We start from the raw sequence: 22,210 nt of genomic DNA on the forward strand, positions 1-22,210 counted from the left end.
GTAACCTGATAAGGGTTGCATCCTTTTTTGCTTCAATGAATTGTTCAAGATCATTTCCCCTTAGCCAGTTGAAGCCTAAGCTCGGCGTTTTTCACGGACAATTGCTTGGCCAGATCCGTTTGCGATTCCGTTAATTGATCGGCTTGGGCGCTGAGCTTTTTGATTTGGGTCAATTTACTCTGGTCTGCCGGCGAGGAACCGTCAGGTTTGTCTTTTTGCAGCTGTTTGATTTTAGCGTTAATCTTGGCAGCTTTGCTTTTATTTTGGACAATCTGCCGGTCTATTTCAGCGATATCCCGTTTTAATCGGCTAATGATCGATGACGTAAAACTGATGGACATGGTAAGCACCTCATAATCGAATTGGGAAGCATGTTTCATTCAGCTATAAATTCTACTATAAAAGGAGTATGGCGTATATTGGCTTCTTGTACTCGCCGCCTTCGAGTGAGGATGAGGTTATTTGGGAATGCTTCCTGTAGTAGGGCCAACGACTTAGCGAAGCTGAAAATTATGGGAGAAAAAACCTGTATCTTTATACGTGATAATGAATTATAATCAACTGGTTTTCTAATGATCAGACATCAGGAGTTGAATGACATGACGTTGAAAAAAAGCTTGGTTCTTATGCTTACATTAGTTGTTGTGTTTACGCTGGCGGCATGCGGCGGCAAAAACAACGCGAATAATCCTTCCTCTAACGAAAGCCCGGCCGCATCCGCGGATAACGGTGCCGCAGAGGCTACCGGCAAGCTGGCCGATATTAAGAAAGCCGGAAAAATCGTCCTCGGCACAAGCGCTGAATACGCGCCGTACGAGTTCCACAAAAATATTGACGGTAAAGATCAAATCGTAGGCTTCGACATTGAGATCGCAAAGGAAGTTGCGAAGGATCTTGGCGTTGAGCTGGAGATTAAGGATATGGACTTCGGCAACCTGCTCGCCGAGCTGAAGCTTGGCAAAATCGACTTCGTTATCGCAGGCATGACGCCGGATAAGGAACGCGCTAAAGCGGTAGACTTCTCCAAGATTTATTACGAAGCTAAACAAGGCGTTCTTGTTCGTGCGGAAGATAAAGACAAATTCAAGACGATGGCTGACCTGGAAGGTAAAGCGATCGGCGTTCAAATGGGCTCCACGCAAGAGAAAATCGGTCAAGGCATTAAAGGCGCCAAGTTGAAATCCTTGGGTAAAACGACGGATCTGGTGCTTGAGCTGAAATCGAAAAAGGTTGATGCTCTCATTGCCGAGCTTCCGGTTGCGCAAGGGTATGCCAACGTAAACTCCGATCTCGCATTAACAAGCATTTCGCCTGAATACGAGTCCGGCGGTTCCGCTGTAGCGGTTAACAAAGGGGAAATGGATCTTCTCGCCGAGATTCAAAAAACGCTTGATCATCTGACTGCGGACAAGAAGATTGATCAATGGGTATCCGAAATGACGCAAATCTCCGAGAAATAAAAGGTAGGTAGACATCATGGAATTAGCGTATCATTGGGATTTTTCTTTTCTAAACGACTATGGTTCGTACTATTGGACCGGCATTAAAAAGACGTTGGAGGTATCGCTGCTTGCCGTTCTTAGCGGCCTTGTGCTTGGTACTCTCGTGTCCCTCCTCCGTTTGTCGGGACTGTGGCTGCTTCGTTTCATCGGAACGGTATATGTTGAAATCGTTCGCGGTACGCCGCTTCTCGTACAGTTGTTCTTGTTCTATTACGGACTTCCGATCTTCCTTGGCTTTGACATCGGTATCTTTACGGCCGCTTATCTGACCCTTACCGTAAACAGCGGCGCTTATATTGCCGAGATCATGCGTGCGGGTATCCAAGCGGTGGATAAAGGTCAAATGGAAGCCGCTCGTTCTTTGGGGATGTCGAAAGGATTGGCGATGCGTCAAATTATCCTTCCTCAGGCATTCAAAAACGTATTGCCCGCGCTTGGCAACGAGTTTGTCGTTGTCGTAAAAGAGTCGTCGGTATTGTCCGTTATCGGATACGCCGAATTGACTTACCAGGCAAATGCGATTAGAGGCGCCACCTATATTTCCATTGAGCCGATGCTTATTTCCGCGTTGATCTATTTCGTCTTGATCTTTACGTTGTCCAAGCTGCTTGGCATTGGCGAACGGAGGTTGAAAACAAGTGATTAAAGTAACCGGACTTAAGAAATCATTCGGCAAAGCGAATATTCTGAACGGCATTGATGCGGAGATTGCGAAAGGCGAGGTTGTCGTCGTCATCGGGCCAAGCGGCTCCGGCAAAAGCACCTTTCTGAGATGCCTGAACCTTCTCGAGACGCCTACGGACGGCGTGATTGAGTACGAAGGCAAACGCCTTACGGACCGCAACACGAATATCAACGAGCTTCGTCAAAGCATGGGCATGGTGTTCCAGCAGTTTAACCTGTTCCCGCACAAGACGGTGCTGCAGAACATTACGCTTGCTCCTACCAAAGTACAGAACGTGGCAAAGGATGAGGCGGACAAAATCGGCCTTGAGCTCCTGCGCCGCGTAGGTCTTGAGGAGAAACGGGATGCGTACCCGAACCGCTTGTCCGGCGGCCAGAAGCAGCGCGTAGCGATTGCCCGCGCGCTTGCGATGCGACCGCATGTGATGCTGTTCGACGAGCCTACGTCGGCACTCGATCCCGAGATGGTCGGCGAGGTGCTTGACGTGATGAAGTCGCTTGCGAAGGAAGGCATGACGATGGTCATCGTAACCCACGAGATGGGCTTTGCGCGCGAGGTAGGGGACCGCTTGTTGTTTATTGACGGCGGGCAGATTGTCGAGCAGGGACCGCCGCGTGAAGTATTCGCGAATCCGCAGCATCCAAGAACGAAAGAATTCCTTAGCAAGGTGTTATAAGGATTATTGAAATAAAGAAAGAGACTTCGCATGGCGGATTAGCCAAGCGAAGTCTCTTTTTTGTATAGCGGGGAATGTTCAAGCGGGGCTTACTTCTTGATCGTAATATTCAAGGCTTGCGCCAGCTTGTTGAAGATGGAGGTATTCTCGAAAATGCCCGTGAACAGCTCCGAGCCTGCGCCTGTTGCCGTAACCGGAACGTCAACGCCCGTATGGCCGGAAGTTGTCCAGTCAACGACAAAGTTCAATTTGGAATTGGCGATTGCGAACGGGCCGTCTTCGCCGGAGATGGTTTTGCCATCCGTAGACTCGTCGGAATCGTCTACCTCTTCAACCGAGAAGCCGCCTGTTTCGTGGTCGGCAAGAACGAGCACGAGCGTATCCGGATGCTGCTTCGCGAAATCCTTCGCTACTTTTACGGCTTTGTCGAGCTCTTGACCGGCTTTGATCGTGAGCTTCGCGTTATTGTTGTGAGCCATTTCGTCCGTAGCTTCCTCTTCGACCATAAGGAAGAAGCCTTTTTTGTTTGCGGAGAGAGTGTCCAGCGCTTTTTTCGTCATGTCGGCAAGAGGGACGATCGGGTTGTAGACATCGCCTTGTCCTTCCGGCTTTTGCTGGAACATTTCTTCGTTAGCGAACAGGCCAAGCAGCTTGCCTTTTGCTTTGGTCATGTCCGTTTTGTTCGTTACGTACGTATAACCAAGCGACTTCGCTTTTTTCACCAGGTCGCCTTGCGTTCCTTTGCTTTTCTCGGAAGGATCGGCTGGCGTCTCATCGTCGAAAGCACCCTTGTCGCCTGCAGGATACCAGAAGTCTTCGCCGCCGCCGAGCAGCACGTCAACCTTCGACTTCGTCAAATATTGCAGGGCGATATCGCTTTGCTTGGAGCGGTCTTCTACATGGGAAGCAAAAGCCGCGGGCGTTGCGTCCGTAATCTGGCTTGTCGTAACAAGACCGGTAGACATGCCTTTATCCTTTGCGTATTCCATGATCGTTTTTACGCTTTTCTTGTTTGCGTCCACGCCGATTGCGCCGTTGTACGTTTTTACGCCGCTTGCATATGCGGTTGCGGAAGCGGCGGAATCCGTGATGGCCGTTGTGGAGCTTGTATGAATGAGGCCAACGTAAGGCATCGAGTCCATAGCCAGTTGTCCGCTTTCGCCTACTGTAGCAAGCCGGATGGCATCACGCTGCGCGGTGCCCATGCCGTCGCCAACAAAGAGAACAACGTTTTTTGCTTTTTGGGTTGCAGCGTTAACCTGGTTACTGCTCTTAACTCCTGTATAACCGGTAACAACAAGCGCGGCTGCTGCTGTTCCAAGCAGGGCTGTCTTCAAAACTTTGCCTTTCATTCTTGTATCCCCTCCTATTGGATAGCTCGATTTCAATTGCATCTTACCGAGCCTCTATTAGGAGAATGTATAGGAGAAGTAAAGGTTTTGTAAATAAGTTGCAAAAATAGGAGAAAAGTTGGAGCTGGGCGAAAAATCAGATCTATAGTCTTACGAATTCCTGTACCCAATAAGTCCGGTATCGGCTGTCATTTGTCCCGGGTGCGTATCCGATTCCCAAATGCGTATATTTAGGAGACAAAATATTGGCCCTATGGCCAGGGCTATTCATCCATGCTTCCATGACAGCGGCCGGTGTCCGCTGTCCGGCAGCGATATTTTCCCCGTAAGCGGTCCATTCCACGCCAAACTGCGTCAGCATTTGTCCCGGAGTGCCGTACGTGGGGGATAGATGATCGAAATAATGGTTGTCTCTCATATCCTGCGCTTTCGCTTCAGCCGCTTCAAAGAGCACTTCCAGTCTGCTGAGAGGCTGAAGGCCGGCGGCTTCTCTCGCTTGGTTGACCAGGGCAAACACTTCATCTTCAAAGTTTTCCTGCAAAGGATAGAGCAGATCCGCTTTTGCGCTGTGGCTCTCCGTATTCGTTTTCTTCGTTGCGCTCGATTTTTTCCTTGCTGCGGTTTTCTTCTTCGTCACCCAAATTATCCCCCTAATCGCTCGTGCTGCTGGAATATGATATTCTATTCATACGATCAAGTCTGGTTTGGATGGTTGGTCAGGTTGATAGAGTAGGAGTGATATAAAATGTTTAACGGAAACTTGTATACGGGCACGAGAGAAGAGAACTATACGCTGCTTATCAAGCAATTAACGGGACTGGTAGAGGACGAGAGCAGCCGGATCGCCAATCTGGCGAATGCCTCGGCGCTTCTGCAGCAGTTCCTGGACGATATTAATTGGGTTGGCTTTTACACGCTGGAAGGGGAAACGCTTGTCCTTGGACCGTTCCAAGGGAAGCCGGCCTGCACGCGTATCGCGGTTGGCAAAGGGGTATGCGGAACAGCCGTGGAGCGCAAGGAAGCCGTTCTCGTCGATGATGTTCATCAGTTCCCCGGGCATATTGCCTGCGACAGTGCCTCTAATTCCGAGCTGGTTATCCCGCTGTACAACGGCGGCCGGATCATTGGCGTGCTGGATATCGACAGTCCGTCCTTCAACCGTTTCGACGAAACGGACCTTAAATATTTGACTATTTTTAACGAGCGCTTAGGGGAGTATCTATAATTTCGTCCTGAAAAAGGGGTACATGCTCAGTTTTCTTGGCAATGTGCATCATTCATTAAAATTCAGCAAACGCACAATTTTGATGAATGCCTATACCGTTTGGGTTTTTAAACATAGGATACTGTACATTAGTTAAAGGAGATGAACAAATGAGCTACGGAGTTGGTCCTGTTGCAGGTGCCGGTTGCGGATATGGTGGCGGCAGTGCTTTTGGATTCATTCTTGTCCTCTTCATTCTGTTGGTCATCATCATCAGATCCGTCTGGCTTTAATGTCTGATTAAATAAAAAGAGGCTGCCCCCGCCATTTTGGCGCGGGGCAGTCTTTTTTTTTCGCTGCGGCGTGACATGGTTGCAGCCGGATGCGGTAGCGCTATAATGAAGGGATGACAGACGGAAAGGGAAGAGCAGCGATGAACACAAACATTATACCGATTTATTTGCTGTCGGGGTTTCTTGGCAGCGGCAAGACTACGCTACTAACCGGTTTGCTGGACCATTGGCAGGCGCAAGGGCTTAAAGCGGCCGTTATTATGAACGAGCTTGGCGATATTAATCTGGACGGTCAGATGGTCGGAGATAAAGTCCCGATGTCGGAAATGCTAAGCGGCTGCATCTGCTGCACGATTCGAAGCGATCTCAGCCTGGAGATTAAAACCCTGATTGACACGCATCAGCCGGATGTCATCGTGATTGAATCAACCGGTGCGGCCAATCCGATGGAGATTATGGACGGCGTAACGGAGGCTGCTCTGTATTGCCGGATTGAGCTGCAGAGCGTCATTACCGTCGTGGACGGACCTGAACTGCTGCAGCGGAGCCGAAGCGGGAAAGGCAAGACGTTTAAGCTGATGCGCGATCAGATCCGGTGTGCGACAAGGCTGCTCCTGAACAAGGCGGATAAGCTGGCTCCGGACGAGCTGGTGGAGGCGCAGCAGCTGGTTCGCGAGATCAATGCGGTTGCCCCGGTTATGACGACGGTCCGCTGCCAGGTGGAGGATTGGGCTTTCATCGAGCGGCAAGCGGAGGATGCTTCGCAGCTATCCGGCGTCGGCGTACATAAAGGAGAGGCGGAAAGCGAACACGGGCATCGCGATTCGCATCACCATCATCATACCCATGAGCATGTTATGGTCATGACGCATTACCTGAACGGAGCGGTCGACAGCGTAGCGTTTGAGGCGTTTCTGAAGCAGCTGCCGGATCATGTGTACCGGGCGAAGGGCATTGTAACGTTCTCGGATACGGCGAGCCGCTTTTTGTTCCAATACGCGTACCGGGAAACGGACTTTATCCGGATCACGCCGCAAGGGGAAGTGAATGACGTTGCCGTCTTTATCGGCGAGCATTTCTCGAAGGATGCCGTGCTTGAGGAGCTGCGTAAGCTCGAGCGTGAGCCTAACCATTCGACAGAATAATCGGCAATGCGACAAGACCATGTCTATCTAATCGTATGCTTGGGAAAAATAATCCATGAGGGGCATCGAGCTCCGGCATCACGAATTGGATAGGAAGGTGTGGCAAGGCATGAAAAGACAAATCATCGGCGCATTCGCAGCGACAATGCTGCTGCTATCGGCTCCAGTCTACGCGGCGCAGCCGGAGGAGAAGGCTCCAGCAGCTCAGGATAACCGGATGGAGGATGGTCCTAAGCATGGCCATCATCATCATGACGGCAAATTCGGCAAAAACTCGGAAGAACATCGGATGGAGAAGCTCCGCTATATGGCTGATTATTTCGGCATTAAAACGGAGGGCAAGACTGCGGAGCAGCTCAGAACGGAGCTGGAAGCGGCAAAGCAGAAGGATAAAGCGAAATGGGAAGCGTTCAAGACCGAGCATAAAGCGAAAATCCTGGAGCATCTGCGTCAGAAGGCTAAGGAAAACGGCATTGCAACGGAAGGCAAAACGGCGGAGCAGCTTCGCGAGGAGCTCCATAAGCTTCACCGGATGCACCACAAGAGCGATGCTCAGCAAGAGCCGCAGCGGGATGTCAAACAAGGCTGAACAAAGCCAGGACTATAGAATCAGAAATAAAGAGGCTGCTCCGTTAGCGAGCAGTCTCTTTTATTTTCATAAATGTAGTAAAGTTACAAAATTCGACATTATCATGTCGAAGAATTGATTATTCTGTCATATTAATTCCTAGTTTTCCGTTGAATTTATCACATTTTGTCAAGTATACTAGAACCATATCATAAATTGGAAAATACGCATGAGTAGGTCTATGGACAGAGAAGGAGGATAGAATCTTGAGGAAAATAAGGCTCAGCATCGCACAGAAACTAATTACTGCATTGGGAGTTCTAATGCTGACGTCTTATTCTTTGTTAGTTTCTTTCTATCTCACCAAGCTCTATCATACCAGCCTGGAGAATGGCGAGCTGCTCGCGCAAAAGCAGTCTATACAATATATCGACCAATTCACTACTTCTATTAATACGAGTTTAGCATCTCTTACTACCATAAGAGATGCTTTGCTTCAAATGCGCTCGGATGGCGTGCAGAACCGTTCTTATGCCGTACATATGCTCGAAACGGTTGTACGCAACAATCCGGATCTGATTGGTTGTTATACGGTGTGGGAGCCGGACGCCTTTGATCGGAAAGATGCGATGAATCGTTTGGCGAGCGGCTACGATGACGACAGCGGAAGGTTCGTTCCTTATATCGTGCGTACCAGCGACGGCTTAAAAGCAATCCCCACCGTAGATTACAACATGCTCAATGGGGATGGAGACTTTTATCAGGTCGTCAAGCAATCGAAGACATTCACCTTGTTTGATCCTTACCCCTACAACCTGAACGGCAAGGATATCGTCGTCACTTCTTTTATTCTTCCGATTCTCGATGAGAACGGACAGTTTCTCGGGATTGTCGGCGGCGATATCTCGCTTCAGACGGTGCAGGACAAGATCCGCAGCATCCGTCCGCTGGGCGGCCATGCTAGCATCATTACGTCCAATAACTATTATCTGGCTAACGGCGCTTATCCGAACCTTGTTATGAAGCCTTATGAGATGTGGGAGGGCGGGGGCTCTATTAACGACTATAAGAAGAGCTTCTCCACCATCCAGTACACGCCGGACCGGCATGCGAGCGGTCAAATGTTCCGGATGCTGATTCCGATTCGGATTCAGGATTTTACGTGGCATTTTGAAATGGTCATACCAAAGGGCAATATGCTGACGCAGTATTATTCGTCGTTATGGAGCTCTATTCTGATAGCTGCCGCCACGGTTGTACTAATGTCTTTGCTGGCTTGGTTAATGCTTAAGAAAATTGTTCTGGAAAATATAAAAAAGGTCATTCAGGTTACTTCAGCCGTTGCGATCGGCAACGAGAAGCTGAAGCTTGATATCCGGTCGAACGACGAGTTCGAGACGATGGCCAATCATTTTAACCGGATGGTTGATTTCCGCAAGGAAGCCGAGCATCTGATCCAGCATCAGGCGACGCATGATCTGGTCACCGGGTTCCCCAACCGTTACGGCTATTCGCGGCATGTGGAGACAAAAACGGGCAGTAACGGTCAATTTGCTTTGCTGTACATCGATTTGGACCGTTTTAAGATTATTAACGAGACCCTGGACTATACGATGGGGGATATGCTCCTGAAGCAGGTTGGCAACCGGATCGTTCAAGTGATGGGTCAGTCCGGCCGGGTATACCGGTTTGGTGGCGACGAGTTTGTCGTGCTCTTGGACGACATCAGCTATCTGGGACAAGCAACGGCAGTTGCGGCGCGGATTTTGAGCGTGATTGCAGAGCCCATCAAGATGAAGGGACGGCTCTTCTATCTGACGGCGAGCATCGGGATGAGCGTTCATCAGGAATGGACGCCTGAGACTGGCGACCGTCTGGTGAAGGAATCCGATATTGCCTTGTATGTAGCGAAGAAGCAGCGCAATACGTACAAGCTGTATTCTCCCATGATGAACGATGTTCCGACCAAAGAGCTTATTTTGGAGAACAGTATGTTCGAAGCGCTGGAGTCCAATCAATTCATGCTTCATTATCAGCCGAAGCTGGAGATTCGGACGGGACGTATTTATGGGGTTGAAGCGCTGCTGCGCTGGAAGCATCCGGAGTTTGGGATGGTGTCCCCCTTCGAATTTATTCCGATTGCCGAGAAGACGGGCTTTATTATTTTGCTCGGGGAATGGGTGCTTCGGTCAGCCTGCCGGCAGGTGAAGCAGTGGGAGCGGATGGGGCTGGATTCGGTGCTTGTGAGCGTAAATATGTCCATGCTTCAGTTCCAGCAGAAAGACATTGTGTCCAGCATCAAATCGATTATTGAGGAAGCGGGTGTTCGGCCGGAGCAGATCGAGCTGGAGCTGACGGAATCGATCTTTATGGAAAATCCGGAGCATACGCTGCGAATTTTGCATGAGCTGCAGGGGCTTGGGTTAAAGCTGTCTCTTGACGATTTCGGTACGGGTTATTCCTCCTTAAGCTATCTGCAGAACATACCGATTCATTATTTGAAGCTGGATAAATCGTTTATCCGTGGGATTGTGACGGATATCCGCAAACAGATGATCTTCCGATCGATTATTGTTATTGCCCATAACCTCAATATGAAGGTTGTGACGGAAGGCGTGGAGACGGCGGAAGAGCTGCAGATTATAAAGGAGCATAATTGCGACCTTCTGCAGGGTTATTTGTTCAGTCCGCCGGTTGCGCCGGAACGCTTCGTTGAATTGTTCCGTTCTAACAAATGTCCGGAAGAATAAGGTGCAAAAGAAAGGGCGCTCCCCGTCATAATGACGAGGGAAGCGCCCTTTATGCACTAAATGGTCCATTGGGAATGAACGATGGCGCAAACGTACCAGGCGCCGTTATGCTGCTCGAGGACAAGGATCAGGCTTTCCCAATCCATGCCGCTAAGCTCCGGATCAAATCCGCTGAAGTAATAGTCGTAATAGGTGCTTCCCGGGTAAACTTCCTCGATATTGACCAGCGTATTGCCTTGGCCGAATATTTCGTTATGACCGACTTTTTCGGCTTCCGCGAAGTTTTTATCGTAGACGAATTTTTCGAAATAGTCTTTGAAAGTAAGGCTGATCGGTTCGCCGGAACCGTCGTAGCTTCCCCATTTATACAGCTTTGAATCATCCCATGCGGGCAGCTGGCCTGCTTTAAAGGTTAAAGCGGCATCTTTCTCGATATGACCGTAGGGAGAGAACAACAGCCCTTTCTCGGGATGGATATAGCTGGACAGCTTCTCTGTGTCCTGCTGCTTTAGGGCATTCATAATAGCTTTTGCCGTTTCTTCGGCAGATGGTGCCGGTGTCGGAGACGGAGTTGAAGTTGGTGTTGGTGTTGGAGTTGGAGTTGGAGTTGGTGTTGGCGAATTATCATTCCCTCCAAGACCGAAACATCCGCCAAGCACGAGCATGACGGCCAAAATACTTAATAGACGCCACATAAGCCTCACTCCGTTTCAGCGTATTTTATTGTAGCTTTCCTGTTTTCTTACCCTATTAAACGGGAATCCAACCGGGATGTTGCACCTGATGTTTCTTTTCCGCTCTTATTGTTCAGCTAAAGATTAGGACGGTGGTTTTGGACGGTCCTTCATGTAGGCGGTTGGCGTTTTGCCGGTTTCGCGCTTGAAGATTCGCTGGAAGTAAGACAGGTCGCGGTAGCCCACGGATTCGGAAATTTCACCTACCGTAAGGGTGGAATCCACGAGCAGATAGATCGCTTTTTTCACCCGCGCTTTATGGACGTATTCGCTGATGGTTTGTCCGGTAACCCGCCGGAAAAGCGTAGCCGCGTAGTTCGGGCTTTTGCGGATATATTCGCCAAGCTCCTCCTTCGTAATTTTCTGCTGATAGTAGTTCATGATATAGCTTTTCATCCGTTCGACCTGCTGATGAGCGGCGGATGTGGCCGGCCCTTCATCAAGCTCTCTATTCCAGAGAGCCAGGCATTCGTATAAGATGGCTAGGCCAAGCACATCGGCATACAAATGCTTCTCCGTCCACTCGTTATGCATGGTTTTGATCCGTTCCAGGATCAGCTCGTACGCGCCGGTTCTCGATTTCACCCAATGATTGTTCTGCAGAAGCGGGAGCGGCGGAGTATCCGCGGTGAATTCAATGACGTATTTCTCATGGAACACGGTTGGCACACATTTGCCATAATACGATTGACAGGCCGGAATATATAACAGATCGCCTTTTTCCAAAATAATTTTCTCGTTGCCAACCCAATATACGACCTTGCCGTAACTCGACAATACAAGCGTGGATGCGCCCTCCGGGCGAGTGCCGTTGTCGAACCAATCAGTCCCTCTGTCTTGTCTGACCTGCTGCAGCGTAAGCATGTTGACCTACATCCTCCAATCATTTAGAGTACTATATTTCTATAAGAGTACTATATTTCATGGTCGATTGGGAAGAAACGAGCTACAATAAGGTTATTCTTGTTTACCACAAATACAGACTTGTACAACCAGGAGGAATCAGCGACATTATGCGCAAGACGAAAATTGTTTGCACCATGGGACCGGCATGCGAATCGACGGAAGTATTAATTGACATGATTAATGCGGGGATGAACGTTGCCCGTTTGAATATGGCACACGGAGAGCTGGAGGATCATGCGGCACGTATTGCGCGTATTCGCGAAGCTGCTGCGGCTACGAACAGCATTGTTGCGATTTTGCTTGATATTAAAGGTCCGGAAGTGCGGATCGGCAAGCTGGAGGAGGCTTCCTACCTGCTGAAGGTAGGAGAGAAGCTGACGCTGACGACGGAAGAGATTATCGGTAACGGCGAACGGATTCACGTGAACTATGCGGAGCTGCCGCTGGTCGTGAACCCTGGCAATAAAATTTTGCTCGACGACGGCCTTATCGAACTGGAAGTTGCATCGGTTAACGGAACGGAGATCGAGTGCGTTATTTTGAACGGCGGCGTCATTAAAGCGAGAAAAGGCGTCAACCTGCCGGGTATTCGCACTACGCTTCCCGGCGTAACGGAACGCGATATCCGCCATATCCAGTTCGGCATCGAACAGCAGATCGATATCATCGCTCCTTCCTTTGTGAGAAGAGCGGAAGACATTTTGCAAATTCGCGAGCTGCTTCATGACGGAGGCGCAGGGCATATCCAGATCATCTCGAAGATCGAGAATGAAGAAGGCGTCAATAACCTGGATTCGATCATCGAAGCATCGGATGGCATCATGGTTGCCCGCGGCGATCTTGGCGTAGAAGTGCCGGCTTGGGACGTGCCGATGATTCAGCGCGAAATGATCTCGAAATGTAACACGGCAGGCAAAGTCGTTATCGTTGCGACGCAAATGCTGGATTCGATGCAGGTTAACCCACGCCCATCCCGCGCGGAAGTGAGCGACGTGGCGAACGCCGTCCTTCAAGGCACGGACGCGATTATGCTTTCGGGCGAGACGGCTGCCGGCAAGTATCCGGTAGAATCGGTCAGCATGATGGCTTCGATTGCGGTGAAGGCGGAATCCATGATGGATTACTTCGATGAGTTCCAACAGCGCCGTGGCGCTCAGCCAACTACGATTACGGAAGTAATTAGCCAAGCGGTCGTAAGCTCCTCTCTCGAGCTGAACGCAAAAGCGATCGTGACGCCAACGGAGAGTGGTTTCACGGCTCGCATGGTATCGAAATACCGTCCGAAATCGCCAATCATTGCAGTTGCTTCCGATGAGAAGGTTCTGCCTCGCCTGGCTGTTATGTGGGGCGTTATCCCGGTTAAGGGCGGCCGTCCTAAATCGACGGACGATATTTTTGAATCAGCTTTAACAAACGGCGGCAGCACGGGCCTTCTGGAGAAAGGCGACTACGTTGTTATCACGGCGGGTACGCCAACAGGCAAAGCCGGCGCCACCAATCTTGTGAAGATTGCTCAATACGGCCTATAATAGCAATATATATAGGCAAAGAACGCCCCTTGGATCATCTGCTTCAGATGATTCCGAGGGGCGTTTTAATTACTAAACAAGCCCCTTCCCGGCCGGGAAGGGGCTTGTTGTATGTCCGCCTAGGCGTTGCTTACGGGAGTTGTTGTAGGGAGGGGAGTTTCGCTGTCAGTCTCGCGGGTCTCCTTTGAAACTTCGCTTGTTTGCTCTGCAGGCTCTGCCGATTCCGCTGCTGACGCTGATGCGGCAGCCGAATGCTCCTGAACCGTTTCTTCTTCTGCGCTAGACGCAGCCGCTTCTGCGGCCGCCGCTTGGGCAGCTTTCTTCTTGCGATGTCTTTTCCGGAAGAACAGGAACAAGACAATCAAAGGGACGGCGATAGCGAACAGATAATAGGATGCGTTATGAACCATCTTTTCCGCCGCTTGGCCATAGAAGTAAATAAGTCCGCCTACCAGATAAAACTTTGCCGCTCTGCCTACGGCCGCGTACATAATAAGGCGCCATAACGGAAAGTTCAGCGCGCCTGATAAGATCGTAAATACTTTGAATGGAATAGGAGTGAAAGAACCGATCAGTACAGCGGTGTCTCCATTTTTCTGGAACATGTTGGTGGCAGATTCGACCCATTCCTTCTTAAGGATTTTGTACAGGATGGAATTGCCTAATAATTTGCCGATGAAATAGCCGATAGGGGTGCCTATCAAACAACCGATATATCCTACGGTAGCCAGCATAAACGCGTCATGCGGATTTACTAGGCTTAATGGAACCTGGAGGAATAAAGCCGGTATCGGAAAGATGATTGCATCAATCATAGAATGAACGAACAAACCCCAGGGGCCAAATTTCATTAGGAAGTCTACAATGTCTTGGAGCATGAAAATGGCACACACCTCTCTACGCACGGAAAGCCGTAGTTAATTATACGATAGTTTAGGACTTAGGTTTCACTTTTTTTCTGGTCACGAAAGAAATATAAGTAAATTTCCTTTTTTGGACGGCTTTTACTTCCGTTATTCCGTCTCCATTGCTCCTCGATCCCCTTTTGTTCAACTTATGTTATTATTATGTAAGTTTTTATGACAACAAAATCTACTAAAATTTCTCAAGTAAACAGGAAAAATGAAGAAAAAACTAGATAAATGCTGATGTTAACGCTTAACTGCCTTGTAATGGTGTTTGTTAATATATGTGACATAAAATAGACTTATAGATGTTCGACATAAATAGATAAAATAGGGAGGAAGTCAAATCATGACAAACGTTGTAAGAGGTGTGTTGGGTAAGAGATTTGTTGTACTGCTTGTGCTGCTTTCCTTGGCGGCAGGAACGGTCGGGATCGTGGTTTCGAGGAACTTGGCGAATGCTGCCGAACCCGTGCAGCTTCCAACGTTCAACATTCCGCCTGTCTCGGCTGAATTCGAGGCTTCGGAGAAACCGAATGTCCTTGTTATCGCTACCGGGGGCACGATCGCGGGAGCGGCGAGAGACCGCGACAAAACAAACTTCCAGAACTATGCGGCAGGTACCTATACGATGGCGGATATGGTGTCGCAGCTGCCGGTACATAAAACCGCGGACGTATCGACTTTCCAATTCGGCAATAAAGGCTCAGGCAGCTATACGATAAAAGATTTATATGACCTCTCATTGGCGGTTGATACCGCTCTTGCGGACTACGACAGCGTAGTGGTCACGACGGGTACCGACACGATGGAGGAAATTGCATATTTCCTGGATCTGACGGTCCGTAGCGAAAAGCCTGTAGTCGTTACGGGGGCGATGAGACCATGGGACGTAATCGGAACGGATGCTCCGGCTAACTTGTACCAAGCGATCAAAGTGGCAAGCAGCAATAAAACAAAGTGGTTTGGCACCGTATTGATGCTTAATGACGTAATCTACGCGGCGCGCGAAGTAACGAAGACAAACGCGCATCGTCTGGATACGTTTGATGCCCCGATGTTTGGTGCGCTTGGCTATGTAGACGATCCGGCTGTACGGATTTACCGCGCGCCTGCAAGAGCGATCAAAGCCGGCACGGAACAATGGGCAACCCCGTTTGATCTGAAAACGATCTCCAAGGACAGCCTTCCGATTGTCGAAATCGCGTACAGCTATCAAGAAGCTGGCGGCAGCGCGATCCGCGGATTCGTGGAAGACGGCGCGAAAGGGATTGTAACGGCAGGAACCGGCGCTGGCGGCATCTCTTCGAAGATGAGTCAAGCTCGTTCGGCAGCCATTCAAAAAGGCGTAGTATTTGTGACGACAACCCGGACAGGCTCCGGTACGATGTACGACAGCGGAACGGGCTCAACGATCGGCGGGGATAACCTGAATGCGGCGCATGCCCGCATGCTGCTTCTGCTTTCGTTGGCGTTCACAAGCGACCTGCCGACCATCCATTCCTGGTTCCAATCGTTTGGTACGGGAGATGTTGAAATTTCGGTAGACGAGAATACGGTTTTGAAAACGTCGATCGAAGAAGAACCGGTCGTGGAAGAGCCTGTGGTGGAGGTGCCCGCATCGGAAGCTCCTTCGGTTGAACCATCCGCCGAGCCGGCAGCGACGGAGCCTGCAGAATCCGCACCTGCGACAGAAGAGCCTGTTGGCGCGCATTAAACAGGATTCTTACACGAAGGGAGGGTAACCGGATATGACTGTCATCACCAATAATCGTATGCTGCGGAGATTTCTTTCTCCTCTACTGATCCTAGCGCTGCTCTCCGGATTTATGGGGTATGCGCGCGCGGCGGAAGAAGTGGTTCCGCAGCTTCCTGCTTTTGATATACCCGCCTTATCGGCGGAATCGCAAGCATCGCCGCTTCCTAATATTATGGTCGTTGCAACCGGCGGCACAATTGCCGGCGCGGCATCGCAAGGCGATAAAACGAACTTCCAGAACTATGCGGCTGGCACCTACAAAATGGCGGATATGGTCGCGCAGCTTCCAAAGCATAAAAATGCCGACGTATCTACTTTCCAATTCGGCAATAAAGGCTCGGGAGGCTATTCGATGAAGGATCTCTACGATCTGTCCCTGGCCGTCGACCAAGCACTTGAGGTTTACGACGGCGTTGTAGTTACTACGGGCACGGATACGATGGAGGAGATCGCTTATTTCCTTGATTTAACGGTGCGCAGCGAAAAGCCGGTTGTAGTGACCGGAGCAATGCGGCCATGGGATGTTATCGGAACCGATGGCCCGGCAAACCTTTATCAGGCGATTAAGGTGGCAGCCAGCAATAAGACCAAATGGTACGGCACGGTTATTATGCTGAACGACGTCATTCAGGCAGCGCGCGAAGTAACCAAGTCGAATGCTCATCGCCTGGATACTTTTGATACTCCGATGTTTGGGGCGCTTGGTTATGTCGATGATCCAGCCGTTCGGATGTACCGGCTGAATGCCCGGGCTTTGAAAGCGGGAACGCCGGAATGGTCGACCCCGTTTGATCTGCGGACGATCTCGAAGGATGATTTGCCGCTGGTCGAGATTGCCTACAGCTACCAGGAAGCGGGTGGCGGAGCGATTCGAGCCCTGGTCGAAGACGGGGCTAAAGGGATTGTTACTGCCGGAACGGGAGCGGGAGGCATTTCCTCGAAAATGAGCCAAGCGCGCAGCGCGGCGATTCAGAAGGGCGTTATCTTTGTTACGACAACCCGGACAGGCTCGGGCACAATGACTGGCAGCGGCAACGGCATTATTGCCGGGGATAACCTGAACCCGCAGCATGCGCGCATGATGCTTCTTCTGTCGCTGGCCTTTTCAAACGATTTCAATACGATAAAAGATTGGTTCGAGACGGTAGGGGCACAGGATATCGTGATGGATGATGCGGCTCCGCCGGCATGGCCGGCAAATGCGGCGCTTACCTCGGATGCTCAAACGACGGACAGCATTGCTATCGGCTGGCCTCAGGCAACCGATACTACCCGTGTGGCTGGTTACGCGATCTATAAAGGTTCGGAAGAGGAGCCGATCGCGAAGGTTGCTTCCTCCGTCAGAACGTATACCGCAAAAGGCCTTTCTTCCAATACGTCTTATACCTTTACGGTGAAAGCTTTTGACGATAAAGGAAATGAGAGCGCGGGCCTGGCCGGTACATTCAAGACGGGCTCAAACGGCTCCGGCGGCGGTGGGAAAGTTACTCCTCCAAGCAGCAACGAGCTTACCGTTCCGGCTGGCGGATCCGGCGAATTGAGCGTCTTTGACAACAGCCTTACGGTGAAGGTTCCAAGCGGCGCGTCCAAGGAGCAGCTTATCATCTCCATTCAAAAGCTGACACAAGCCGGCGGCCTTATCGATGCGGACGATGTGCTGTTGTCTTCCATATTCGAAGTGGTCAAAAATAAAGCAGGCAACTTCCTTGTCCCTGTCACGTTGACCTTCAAATTTGACGCCTCGCTGGTCAAGGAAGGCAAAAAGCCGTCAGTCTTCTATTATGATGAAGCGAAGAAGCAATGGATCGAGATGGGCGGAACGGTTAACGGCAGCACGATTTCCGTAGCAACCGACCATTTCACCAAGTTTGCCGTATTCGCGGTAGATGCGGGACCCGCCGTACCGGAATTCACCGACATTGCCGGACATTGGGCGGCAGCTTCGATCCGGAGCGCGCTAGCGGCCGGTATCGTGAATGGCTACAGCGACGGCACCTTTAAGCCGGAGCTTACCGTAACCCGCGAGGAGTTTATAGCGATGCTGATGCGCGCGCTTAAACCTGCTGAGCCGGGAGCGAGTTTGACGTTCAAGGACAATGCTTCAATCGGCGCATGGGCGAAAGCTGCCGTTGCGCAAGCGGTCAGAGCCGGAATTACAAGCGGTTATCCGGACGGAACGTTTAAGCCGGGCAGCAAGATCAGCCGCGCCGAGATGGTCGTGATGATCGCGAAGGCTCTCAAGCTGACAACGGCGGAAGATGCCGAGACGGGGTTCTCCGACAATGCCGATATCCCGGCATGGGCAAGAGGCGCGGTGAAAGCCGTGGCGGACAAAGGCATTGTCCAAGGCCGCCTGAACAATCGTTTTGTTCCTGCCGGAACGGCGACCAGAGCGGAAGCCATTACGGTTATCGTGAAGCTGCTGGATACGAAATAATATGCGGTAAAAGCTGCTCTGCAGGGTTCAATCGGCCTTGCGGGGCAGCTTTTTCGAATTATTTTTCATACAAGCTCCAGCTTGTCAAACTAGTCCGCATAATCGGCCAAGTCCCCTCATAGACATGTTACCAGTGGGAAAAACATTGTGAAGAGGGGATGATTGTAATGCGTCGCATGACATGGGCAGCGGCAATCTTGTTAGTGTTTTCACTCGTACTTAGCGCATGCGGGAAGAAGGACGCCGAGTCCGTGGTCAAGGAGCTCGACAAGGTTGTCAGCAACATGGAGAGCTACCAAGGGACAGGCACAATGAAGCTTCATACGGGTCAGCAGGAACTGACATACAACGTTGAAGTTTCTTACCAGAAGCCCCATTATTACCGCATTAAATTGACGAATGCAGAGAAGGATATTACACAAATTGTTCTGCGCAACGATGACGGCGTGTTTGTTCTTACGCCGCGTCTGAACAAAGTGTTCCGCTTCCAAAGCGACTGGCCGCAAAATCAAGGGCAGGTATATCTCTATCAAACGCTGATTCAAAGCATACTGACAGACAACTCGCGCCAGTTCGCGGTTGACGATAAATCCTACGTCTTTGATGTCATGGCTAACTATAATAACGGCACGCTCGCCAGACAAAAAATTTGGCTGAACAAATCGGATTACAAGCCGGTTCAGGTTCAAGTCAGCGATGCGAATGCATCCGTGATGGTACAGGTAGACTTTACGAGCTTCGAATTTGGTCCAAACTTTGATAAAACAACGTTTGAGACGGAAGCTAACATGAAGTCTTCGCCTTCGAGCGGCGGCACAAGCGATCAGCCGACAATCGCGGATCCGGATCAAACGGATACGAACGGCAGCGCAAACGGTACTTCCGAAGACAGCAAGGATGCCGTAACGCCGGATAAATCCACGGATTCGAAAGACGATAGCAAGGCTGATGGCAAAACGGATGATAAAGCAACAAAAGATGACGACAAAAACGCGGCGGCGGAAGACGAAGAGGATGCCGACGACACGGCAGCTAATCCGCAGGCGGATGCGGCAACCGATCTCCAAATTATGGTGCCGACAAATCTTCCGGAAGGCGTCGTCATGAAGGATAGCATGGATATCGTATTTGGCGGCTTGCCTGGCGTTGTATCCCGCTATACGGGTACTTACGACTTCTCGCTGATCCAGACTCAGCCTAAAGACATGGCGGCTACGTACTCGGGCGGCACATTCCTTGATCTCGGGTTTACGATAGGCGAATTGACCGGCGGAGACGATCAGAAGACGCTCACATGGATCGTGGACGGCACCGAGCTTCGTTTGACAAGCAGCACGCTTCCTGAGACGGAAATGATCCGAATTGCCCAATCCGTTCAAGTGGATTCGACTAAATAAACACTTCAAAAGCGGAGCTGAGGAAATTTTTTTCCAAGACGTGCTATCCGATTAAGGCCGCCATTTCATTGACAGCCCAAGCGACAACGTATAACATTAATCCTATTGATGTTTACAGTTGCTCGGGATTGCTCGGGGCTGCCGAATGAGGAGAAGGTGAACCGACTTGGAATCGTATTACCGCCCGACGAGGGTAGAAATTTCGCTTGATGCGCTGAACCGTAACCTGCATGCGTTCCGCAGCGCTATGCCTGAAGGGCGATTGCTGATGGCTTCGGTCAAAGCGAACGCTTACGGGCATGGCGCGGTGGAAATTGCCCGCGAAGCAGAGCGGTTCGGCGTTGATTATTTGGGCGTAGCCTTTCTGGATGAAGCGTTGCAGCTTCGGCATGCCGGTATTGCTACCCCGATTCTCGTGCTTGGATTCGTTCCGGCGGATGCGCTCGCTATCGCGCGCGACAAAGATATCACCATCGCGCTTTTCCGCGAGGATATTTTGGAGGCGGCGGCGGCTCTTCCGGCTCATGCCGATGGCAAGAAGCTTAAAGCTCATATTAAGATTGATTCCGGAATGGGACGTCTTGGGATTATCGGCAAGGATGAAGCGATCGCTTTTATCCGCAAAGCGCTTGATGTTCCGCAGCTTGAGGTAGAGGGCTTGTTCACTCACTACGCAAAAGCGGACGAGACGGACAAAAGCTATACCCGCCAGCAATATGAGCGTTTTCATGCTGTTGCGGAGTACGTGCGCAGCAATCAGCTCCCGATTCGTATCCTCCATGCGGCCAACAGCGCAGCGGGCATTGATACGCCGGAATACGGCGGCGACATGGTTCGTCTTGGGATCAGCATGTACGGTCTGTATCCTTCGGATGAAGTAAGCCGCGAGCGGATCAAGCTTGAACCCGTGCTTTCGCTCAAGTCGGAAGTTGTCATGGTGAAGAAGGCGCCTCCCGGCTGGGGAATCAGTTACGGTACCCGGTACGTGACGAAGCAGGAAGAATGCATTGGCACGCTGCCAATCGGTTATGCCGACGGCTTCAGCCGGATGCTGACCGGCAAAGCCCATGTGCTTGTACGGGGAGTGAAAGTGCCTGTTCGGGGAACGATCTGCATGGATCAATGCATGATTGCTTTGGATCCCGCGTCAGCGGTTACAGCCGTAGAGCCGGGCGAAGAAGTTGTGCTGATCGGGCGGCAAGGCGAGGAAGAAATATCGGCGGATGAGCTAGCGGTGCAGCTTGGAACGATCAACTACGAAGTAACCTGCATGCTGGCAGCCCGCGTGCCCCGCGTCTATGTAAGAGACGGACAGGTGACAGCGTTATCGAATCCGCTCGTTTTAGGTTAGGAATTATTTTCTAATCGCAACTTTTCGCGAAAATAGAGGATTTCCGTTGTCGATCGCGAATTAGTTAAATCAAATTTGGATATGCTCGGAGATGCAGTAAAATCATGCAGCATATTTGATATACGCATAACATAGCTATGATAAAGTATAGTGACAGCGAATTAATGCAATAATGAATATTAATGGTTTTGGAAAAGTTTTGGGGGTGCTAGTTCGGTGGCCAATATGCAGAACACCAAGAGGATCATGATCAGCTTGCCGGATCAATTGCTGGAGGAGGTCGACGGCATCGTCGCCAAGGAAAATTCCAACCGCAGCGAGTTTATTCGGCAGGCCATGAAGCTGTATCTTGTGGAACGAAAAAAACGGCAGATCCGTGAGTCCATGCAGCGTGGGTATCTGGAAATGGCGAAGATCAACTTGAACATGGCCTCCGAAGCTTTTCAAGCGGAGGAAGAAGCCGATCATACGTTAGGCCGTCTCGTAAGCGGGGTGTAGAGGTTGATCGTAAAACGCGGAGATGTGTTTTTTGCGGATTTGTCACCAGTCGTCGGATCGGAACAGGGCGGAGTAAGACCCGTATTAGTCATTCAGAATGATATCGGCAACCGCTTCAGTCCGACGGTTATCGTCGCGGCCATTACGGCGCAAATCCAGAAAGCCAAATTGCCTACGCACGTTGAAATGGAAGCGGCGGCTCACGGCTTCGACAGAGACTCCGTCGTGCTGCTTGAGCAGATTAGGACGATCGACAAGCAGCGTTTAACCGACAAGATCACCCACCTGGACGATGAAACGATGCGTAAAGTGGACGATGCTCTGCTGATCAGCGTTGGATTAATCGATTTTTAAACGCAGGGATTGAACAAGGATAGCCATGTGCTGTCCTTGTTTTTTTTGCGTGATTCGTCGCATAATGGCGAATTTTTGGAAATTTTGAAAAAAATCTATAGACAACTATTTAATAATTTTGCTATTATATGGTCAATTGGTTGTTAAATTACATATACGTGCACG

The 22,210-nt window shown here is 50.5% G+C and carries 21 protein-coding genes; 15 read left to right on the forward strand and 6 right to left on the reverse strand.

All coding sequences use genetic code 11. The features are described 5' to 3' along the window. Positions 1 to 50: 50 nt before the first annotated feature. Positions 51 to 341, reverse strand: coding sequence for a hypothetical protein (locus CFI03_RS00510; RefSeq protein WP_116393704.1), 291 nt, complete (start codon positions 339 to 341; stop codon positions 51 to 53). Between the two features lie 258 nt (positions 342 to 599). Here CFI03_RS00510 and CFI03_RS00515 point away from each other — a divergent pair, with 258 nt between their 5' ends. The 3 genes from CFI03_RS00515 to CFI03_RS00525 are packed head-to-tail and all read left to right on the forward strand — an operon-like array spanning position 600 to position 2,863. Beyond that, entirely contained in the window at positions 600 to 1,460 is an 861-nt protein-coding gene (locus tag CFI03_RS00515) for an ABC transporter substrate-binding protein (RefSeq protein WP_116393705.1), read from the forward strand. Between the two features lie 16 nt (positions 1,461 to 1,476). Next, positions 1,477 to 2,148 carry an amino acid ABC transporter permease gene (locus CFI03_RS00520; RefSeq protein WP_116393706.1) on the forward strand — a complete coding sequence of 224 codons (672 nt, stop codon included), beginning with the start codon at positions 1,477 to 1,479 and terminating at the stop codon, positions 2,146 to 2,148. Then, a complete protein-coding gene (locus CFI03_RS00525) occupies positions 2,141 to 2,863 on the forward strand; it encodes an amino acid ABC transporter ATP-binding protein (protein ID WP_116393707.1) in 723 nt (240 codons plus the stop codon). The genes CFI03_RS00520 and CFI03_RS00525 overlap by 8 nt, the downstream gene beginning before the upstream one ends. Before the next feature lie 89 nt (positions 2,864 to 2,952). On the opposite strand, the gene CFI03_RS00530 is transcribed toward CFI03_RS00525, so the two are convergent. Both CFI03_RS00530 and CFI03_RS00535 read right to left on the reverse strand, forming a co-directional pair. After that, positions 2,953 to 4,215, reverse strand: coding sequence for an alkaline phosphatase (locus CFI03_RS00530; RefSeq protein ID WP_116393708.1), 1,263 nt, complete (start codon positions 4,213 to 4,215; stop codon positions 2,953 to 2,955). Between the two features lie 142 nt (positions 4,216 to 4,357). Further along, the gene (locus tag CFI03_RS00535; RefSeq protein WP_116393709.1) at positions 4,358 to 4,852 is read right to left on the reverse strand and encodes a CAP domain-containing protein; all 495 of its coding nucleotides are present in this window, start codon (positions 4,850 to 4,852) and stop codon (positions 4,358 to 4,360) included. Positions 4,853 to 4,960: 108 nt separating this feature from the next. Here CFI03_RS00535 and CFI03_RS00540 point away from each other — a divergent pair, with 108 nt between their 5' ends. From CFI03_RS00540 to CFI03_RS00560, 5 genes are all read left to right on the forward strand, one after another. Next, positions 4,961 to 5,440 carry a GAF domain-containing protein gene (locus CFI03_RS00540; protein WP_116393710.1) on the forward strand — a complete coding sequence of 160 codons (480 nt, stop codon included), beginning with the start codon at positions 4,961 to 4,963 and terminating at the stop codon, positions 5,438 to 5,440. A 149-nt stretch (positions 5,441 to 5,589) separates the two neighbouring features. After that, on the forward strand, positions 5,590 to 5,712 hold the full coding sequence (gene yjcZ / locus CFI03_RS00545; protein ID WP_015842688.1) for a sporulation protein YjcZ: 123 nt from the start codon (positions 5,590 to 5,592) through the stop codon (positions 5,710 to 5,712). A gap of 140 nt (positions 5,713 to 5,852) precedes the next feature. Beyond that, positions 5,853 to 6,857 (forward strand): CobW family GTP-binding protein, encoded by a 1,005-nt coding sequence (locus CFI03_RS00550; RefSeq protein WP_116393711.1) that lies wholly within the window; start codon positions 5,853 to 5,855, stop codon positions 6,855 to 6,857. A gap of 109 nt (positions 6,858 to 6,966) precedes the next feature. After that, complete coding sequence (locus tag CFI03_RS00555) at positions 6,967 to 7,446, forward strand: hypothetical protein (protein ID WP_162862744.1); 480 nt, start codon at positions 6,967 to 6,969, stop codon at positions 7,444 to 7,446. A gap of 245 nt (positions 7,447 to 7,691) precedes the next feature. Continuing rightward, positions 7,692 to 10,175, forward strand: coding sequence for a bifunctional diguanylate cyclase/phosphodiesterase (locus CFI03_RS00560; protein WP_248756128.1), 2,484 nt, complete (start codon positions 7,692 to 7,694; stop codon positions 10,173 to 10,175). 56 nt (positions 10,176 to 10,231) lie between these two features. On the opposite strand, the gene CFI03_RS00565 is transcribed toward CFI03_RS00560, so the two are convergent. Continuing rightward, positions 10,232 to 10,870, reverse strand: a complete 639-nt coding sequence (locus CFI03_RS00565; protein WP_162862745.1) for a hypothetical protein — start codon at positions 10,868 to 10,870, stop codon at positions 10,232 to 10,234. A 123-nt stretch (positions 10,871 to 10,993) separates the two neighbouring features. Then, on the reverse strand, positions 10,994 to 11,773 hold the full coding sequence (locus CFI03_RS00570) for a helix-turn-helix domain-containing protein (RefSeq protein ID WP_116393716.1): 780 nt from the start codon (positions 11,771 to 11,773) through the stop codon (positions 10,994 to 10,996). A gap of 149 nt (positions 11,774 to 11,922) precedes the next feature. On the opposite strand from CFI03_RS00570, the gene pyk reads away from it, so the two are divergent. Then, entirely contained in the window at positions 11,923 to 13,344 is a 1,422-nt protein-coding gene (gene pyk / locus CFI03_RS00575; protein ID WP_116393746.1) for a pyruvate kinase, read from the forward strand. A gap of 119 nt (positions 13,345 to 13,463) precedes the next feature. Here the strand turns inward: pyk and CFI03_RS00580 are convergent, their stop codons facing one another. Then, entirely contained in the window at positions 13,464 to 14,222 is a 759-nt protein-coding gene (locus CFI03_RS00580; RefSeq protein ID WP_116393717.1) for a YqaA family protein, read from the reverse strand. Between the two features lie 376 nt (positions 14,223 to 14,598). Between CFI03_RS00580 and CFI03_RS00585 the strand changes: the two genes are divergently transcribed. The 6 genes from CFI03_RS00585 (at position 14,599) to CFI03_RS00615 (ending at position 22,045) form a co-directional block, all read left to right on the forward strand. Beyond that, positions 14,599 to 15,966, forward strand: coding sequence for an asparaginase (locus CFI03_RS00585; protein WP_116393718.1), 1,368 nt, complete (start codon positions 14,599 to 14,601; stop codon positions 15,964 to 15,966). Between the two features lie 34 nt (positions 15,967 to 16,000). After that, the gene (locus CFI03_RS31240; protein WP_116393719.1) at positions 16,001 to 18,445 is read left to right on the forward strand and encodes an asparaginase domain-containing protein; all 2,445 of its coding nucleotides are present in this window, start codon (positions 16,001 to 16,003) and stop codon (positions 18,443 to 18,445) included. Positions 18,446 to 18,612: 167 nt separating this feature from the next. Next, positions 18,613 to 19,842: a LolA family protein gene (locus CFI03_RS00600; protein ID WP_116393720.1), complete on the forward strand. Its 1,230-nt coding sequence runs from the start codon at positions 18,613 to 18,615 to the stop codon at positions 19,840 to 19,842. Between the two features lie 166 nt (positions 19,843 to 20,008). Beyond that, positions 20,009 to 21,193 (forward strand): alanine racemase, encoded by a 1,185-nt coding sequence (gene alr, locus CFI03_RS00605; protein WP_116393721.1) that lies wholly within the window; start codon positions 20,009 to 20,011, stop codon positions 21,191 to 21,193. A gap of 216 nt (positions 21,194 to 21,409) precedes the next feature. Further along, positions 21,410 to 21,691 carry a CopG family ribbon-helix-helix protein gene (locus CFI03_RS00610; RefSeq protein ID WP_041613299.1) on the forward strand — a complete coding sequence of 94 codons (282 nt, stop codon included), beginning with the start codon at positions 21,410 to 21,412 and terminating at the stop codon, positions 21,689 to 21,691. Positions 21,692 to 21,694: 3 nt separating this feature from the next. After that, positions 21,695 to 22,045: a type II toxin-antitoxin system PemK/MazF family toxin gene (locus CFI03_RS00615; protein WP_015842701.1), complete on the forward strand. Its 351-nt coding sequence runs from the start codon at positions 21,695 to 21,697 to the stop codon at positions 22,043 to 22,045. Positions 22,046 to 22,210 lie beyond the last annotated feature (165 nt).

It is taken from the genome of Paenibacillus sp. ATY16, assembly GCF_003399985.2.
Lineage (GTDB): Bacteria > Bacillota > Bacilli > Paenibacillales > Paenibacillaceae > Pristimantibacillus > Pristimantibacillus glycanilyticus.

Coding starts and splice junctions, on each gene's coding strand:
- CFI03_RS00510 (WP_116393704.1), bottom strand. CDS start 341: ATGTCCATCAGTTTTACGTCATCGATCATTAGCCGATTAAAACGGGAT.
- CFI03_RS00515 (WP_116393705.1), top strand. CDS start 600: ATGACGTTGAAAAAAAGCTTGGTTCTTATGCTTACATTAGTTGTTGTG.
- CFI03_RS00520 (WP_116393706.1), top strand. CDS start 1,477: ATGGAATTAGCGTATCATTGGGATTTTTCTTTTCTAAACGACTATGGT.
- CFI03_RS00530 (WP_116393708.1), bottom strand. CDS start 4,215: ATGAAAGGCAAAGTTTTGAAGACAGCCCTGCTTGGAACAGCAGCAGCC.
- CFI03_RS00540 (WP_116393710.1), top strand. CDS start 4,961: ATGTTTAACGGAAACTTGTATACGGGCACGAGAGAAGAGAACTATACG.
- yjcZ (WP_015842688.1), top strand. CDS start 5,590: ATGAGCTACGGAGTTGGTCCTGTTGCAGGTGCCGGTTGCGGATATGGT.
- CFI03_RS00550 (WP_116393711.1), top strand. CDS start 5,853: ATGAACACAAACATTATACCGATTTATTTGCTGTCGGGGTTTCTTGGC.
- CFI03_RS00555 (WP_162862744.1), top strand. CDS start 6,967: ATGAAAAGACAAATCATCGGCGCATTCGCAGCGACAATGCTGCTGCTA.
- CFI03_RS00565 (WP_162862745.1), bottom strand. CDS start 10,870: ATGTGGCGTCTATTAAGTATTTTGGCCGTCATGCTCGTGCTTGGCGGA.
- CFI03_RS00570 (WP_116393716.1), bottom strand. CDS start 11,773: ATGCTTACGCTGCAGCAGGTCAGACAAGACAGAGGGACTGATTGGTTC.
- pyk (WP_116393746.1), top strand. CDS start 11,923: ATGCGCAAGACGAAAATTGTTTGCACCATGGGACCGGCATGCGAATCG.
- CFI03_RS00580 (WP_116393717.1), bottom strand. CDS start 14,222: ATGCTCCAAGACATTGTAGACTTCCTAATGAAATTTGGCCCCTGGGGT.
- CFI03_RS00585 (WP_116393718.1), top strand. CDS start 14,599: ATGACAAACGTTGTAAGAGGTGTGTTGGGTAAGAGATTTGTTGTACTG.
- CFI03_RS31240 (WP_116393719.1), top strand. CDS start 16,001: ATGACTGTCATCACCAATAATCGTATGCTGCGGAGATTTCTTTCTCCT.
- CFI03_RS00600 (WP_116393720.1), top strand. CDS start 18,613: ATGCGTCGCATGACATGGGCAGCGGCAATCTTGTTAGTGTTTTCACTC.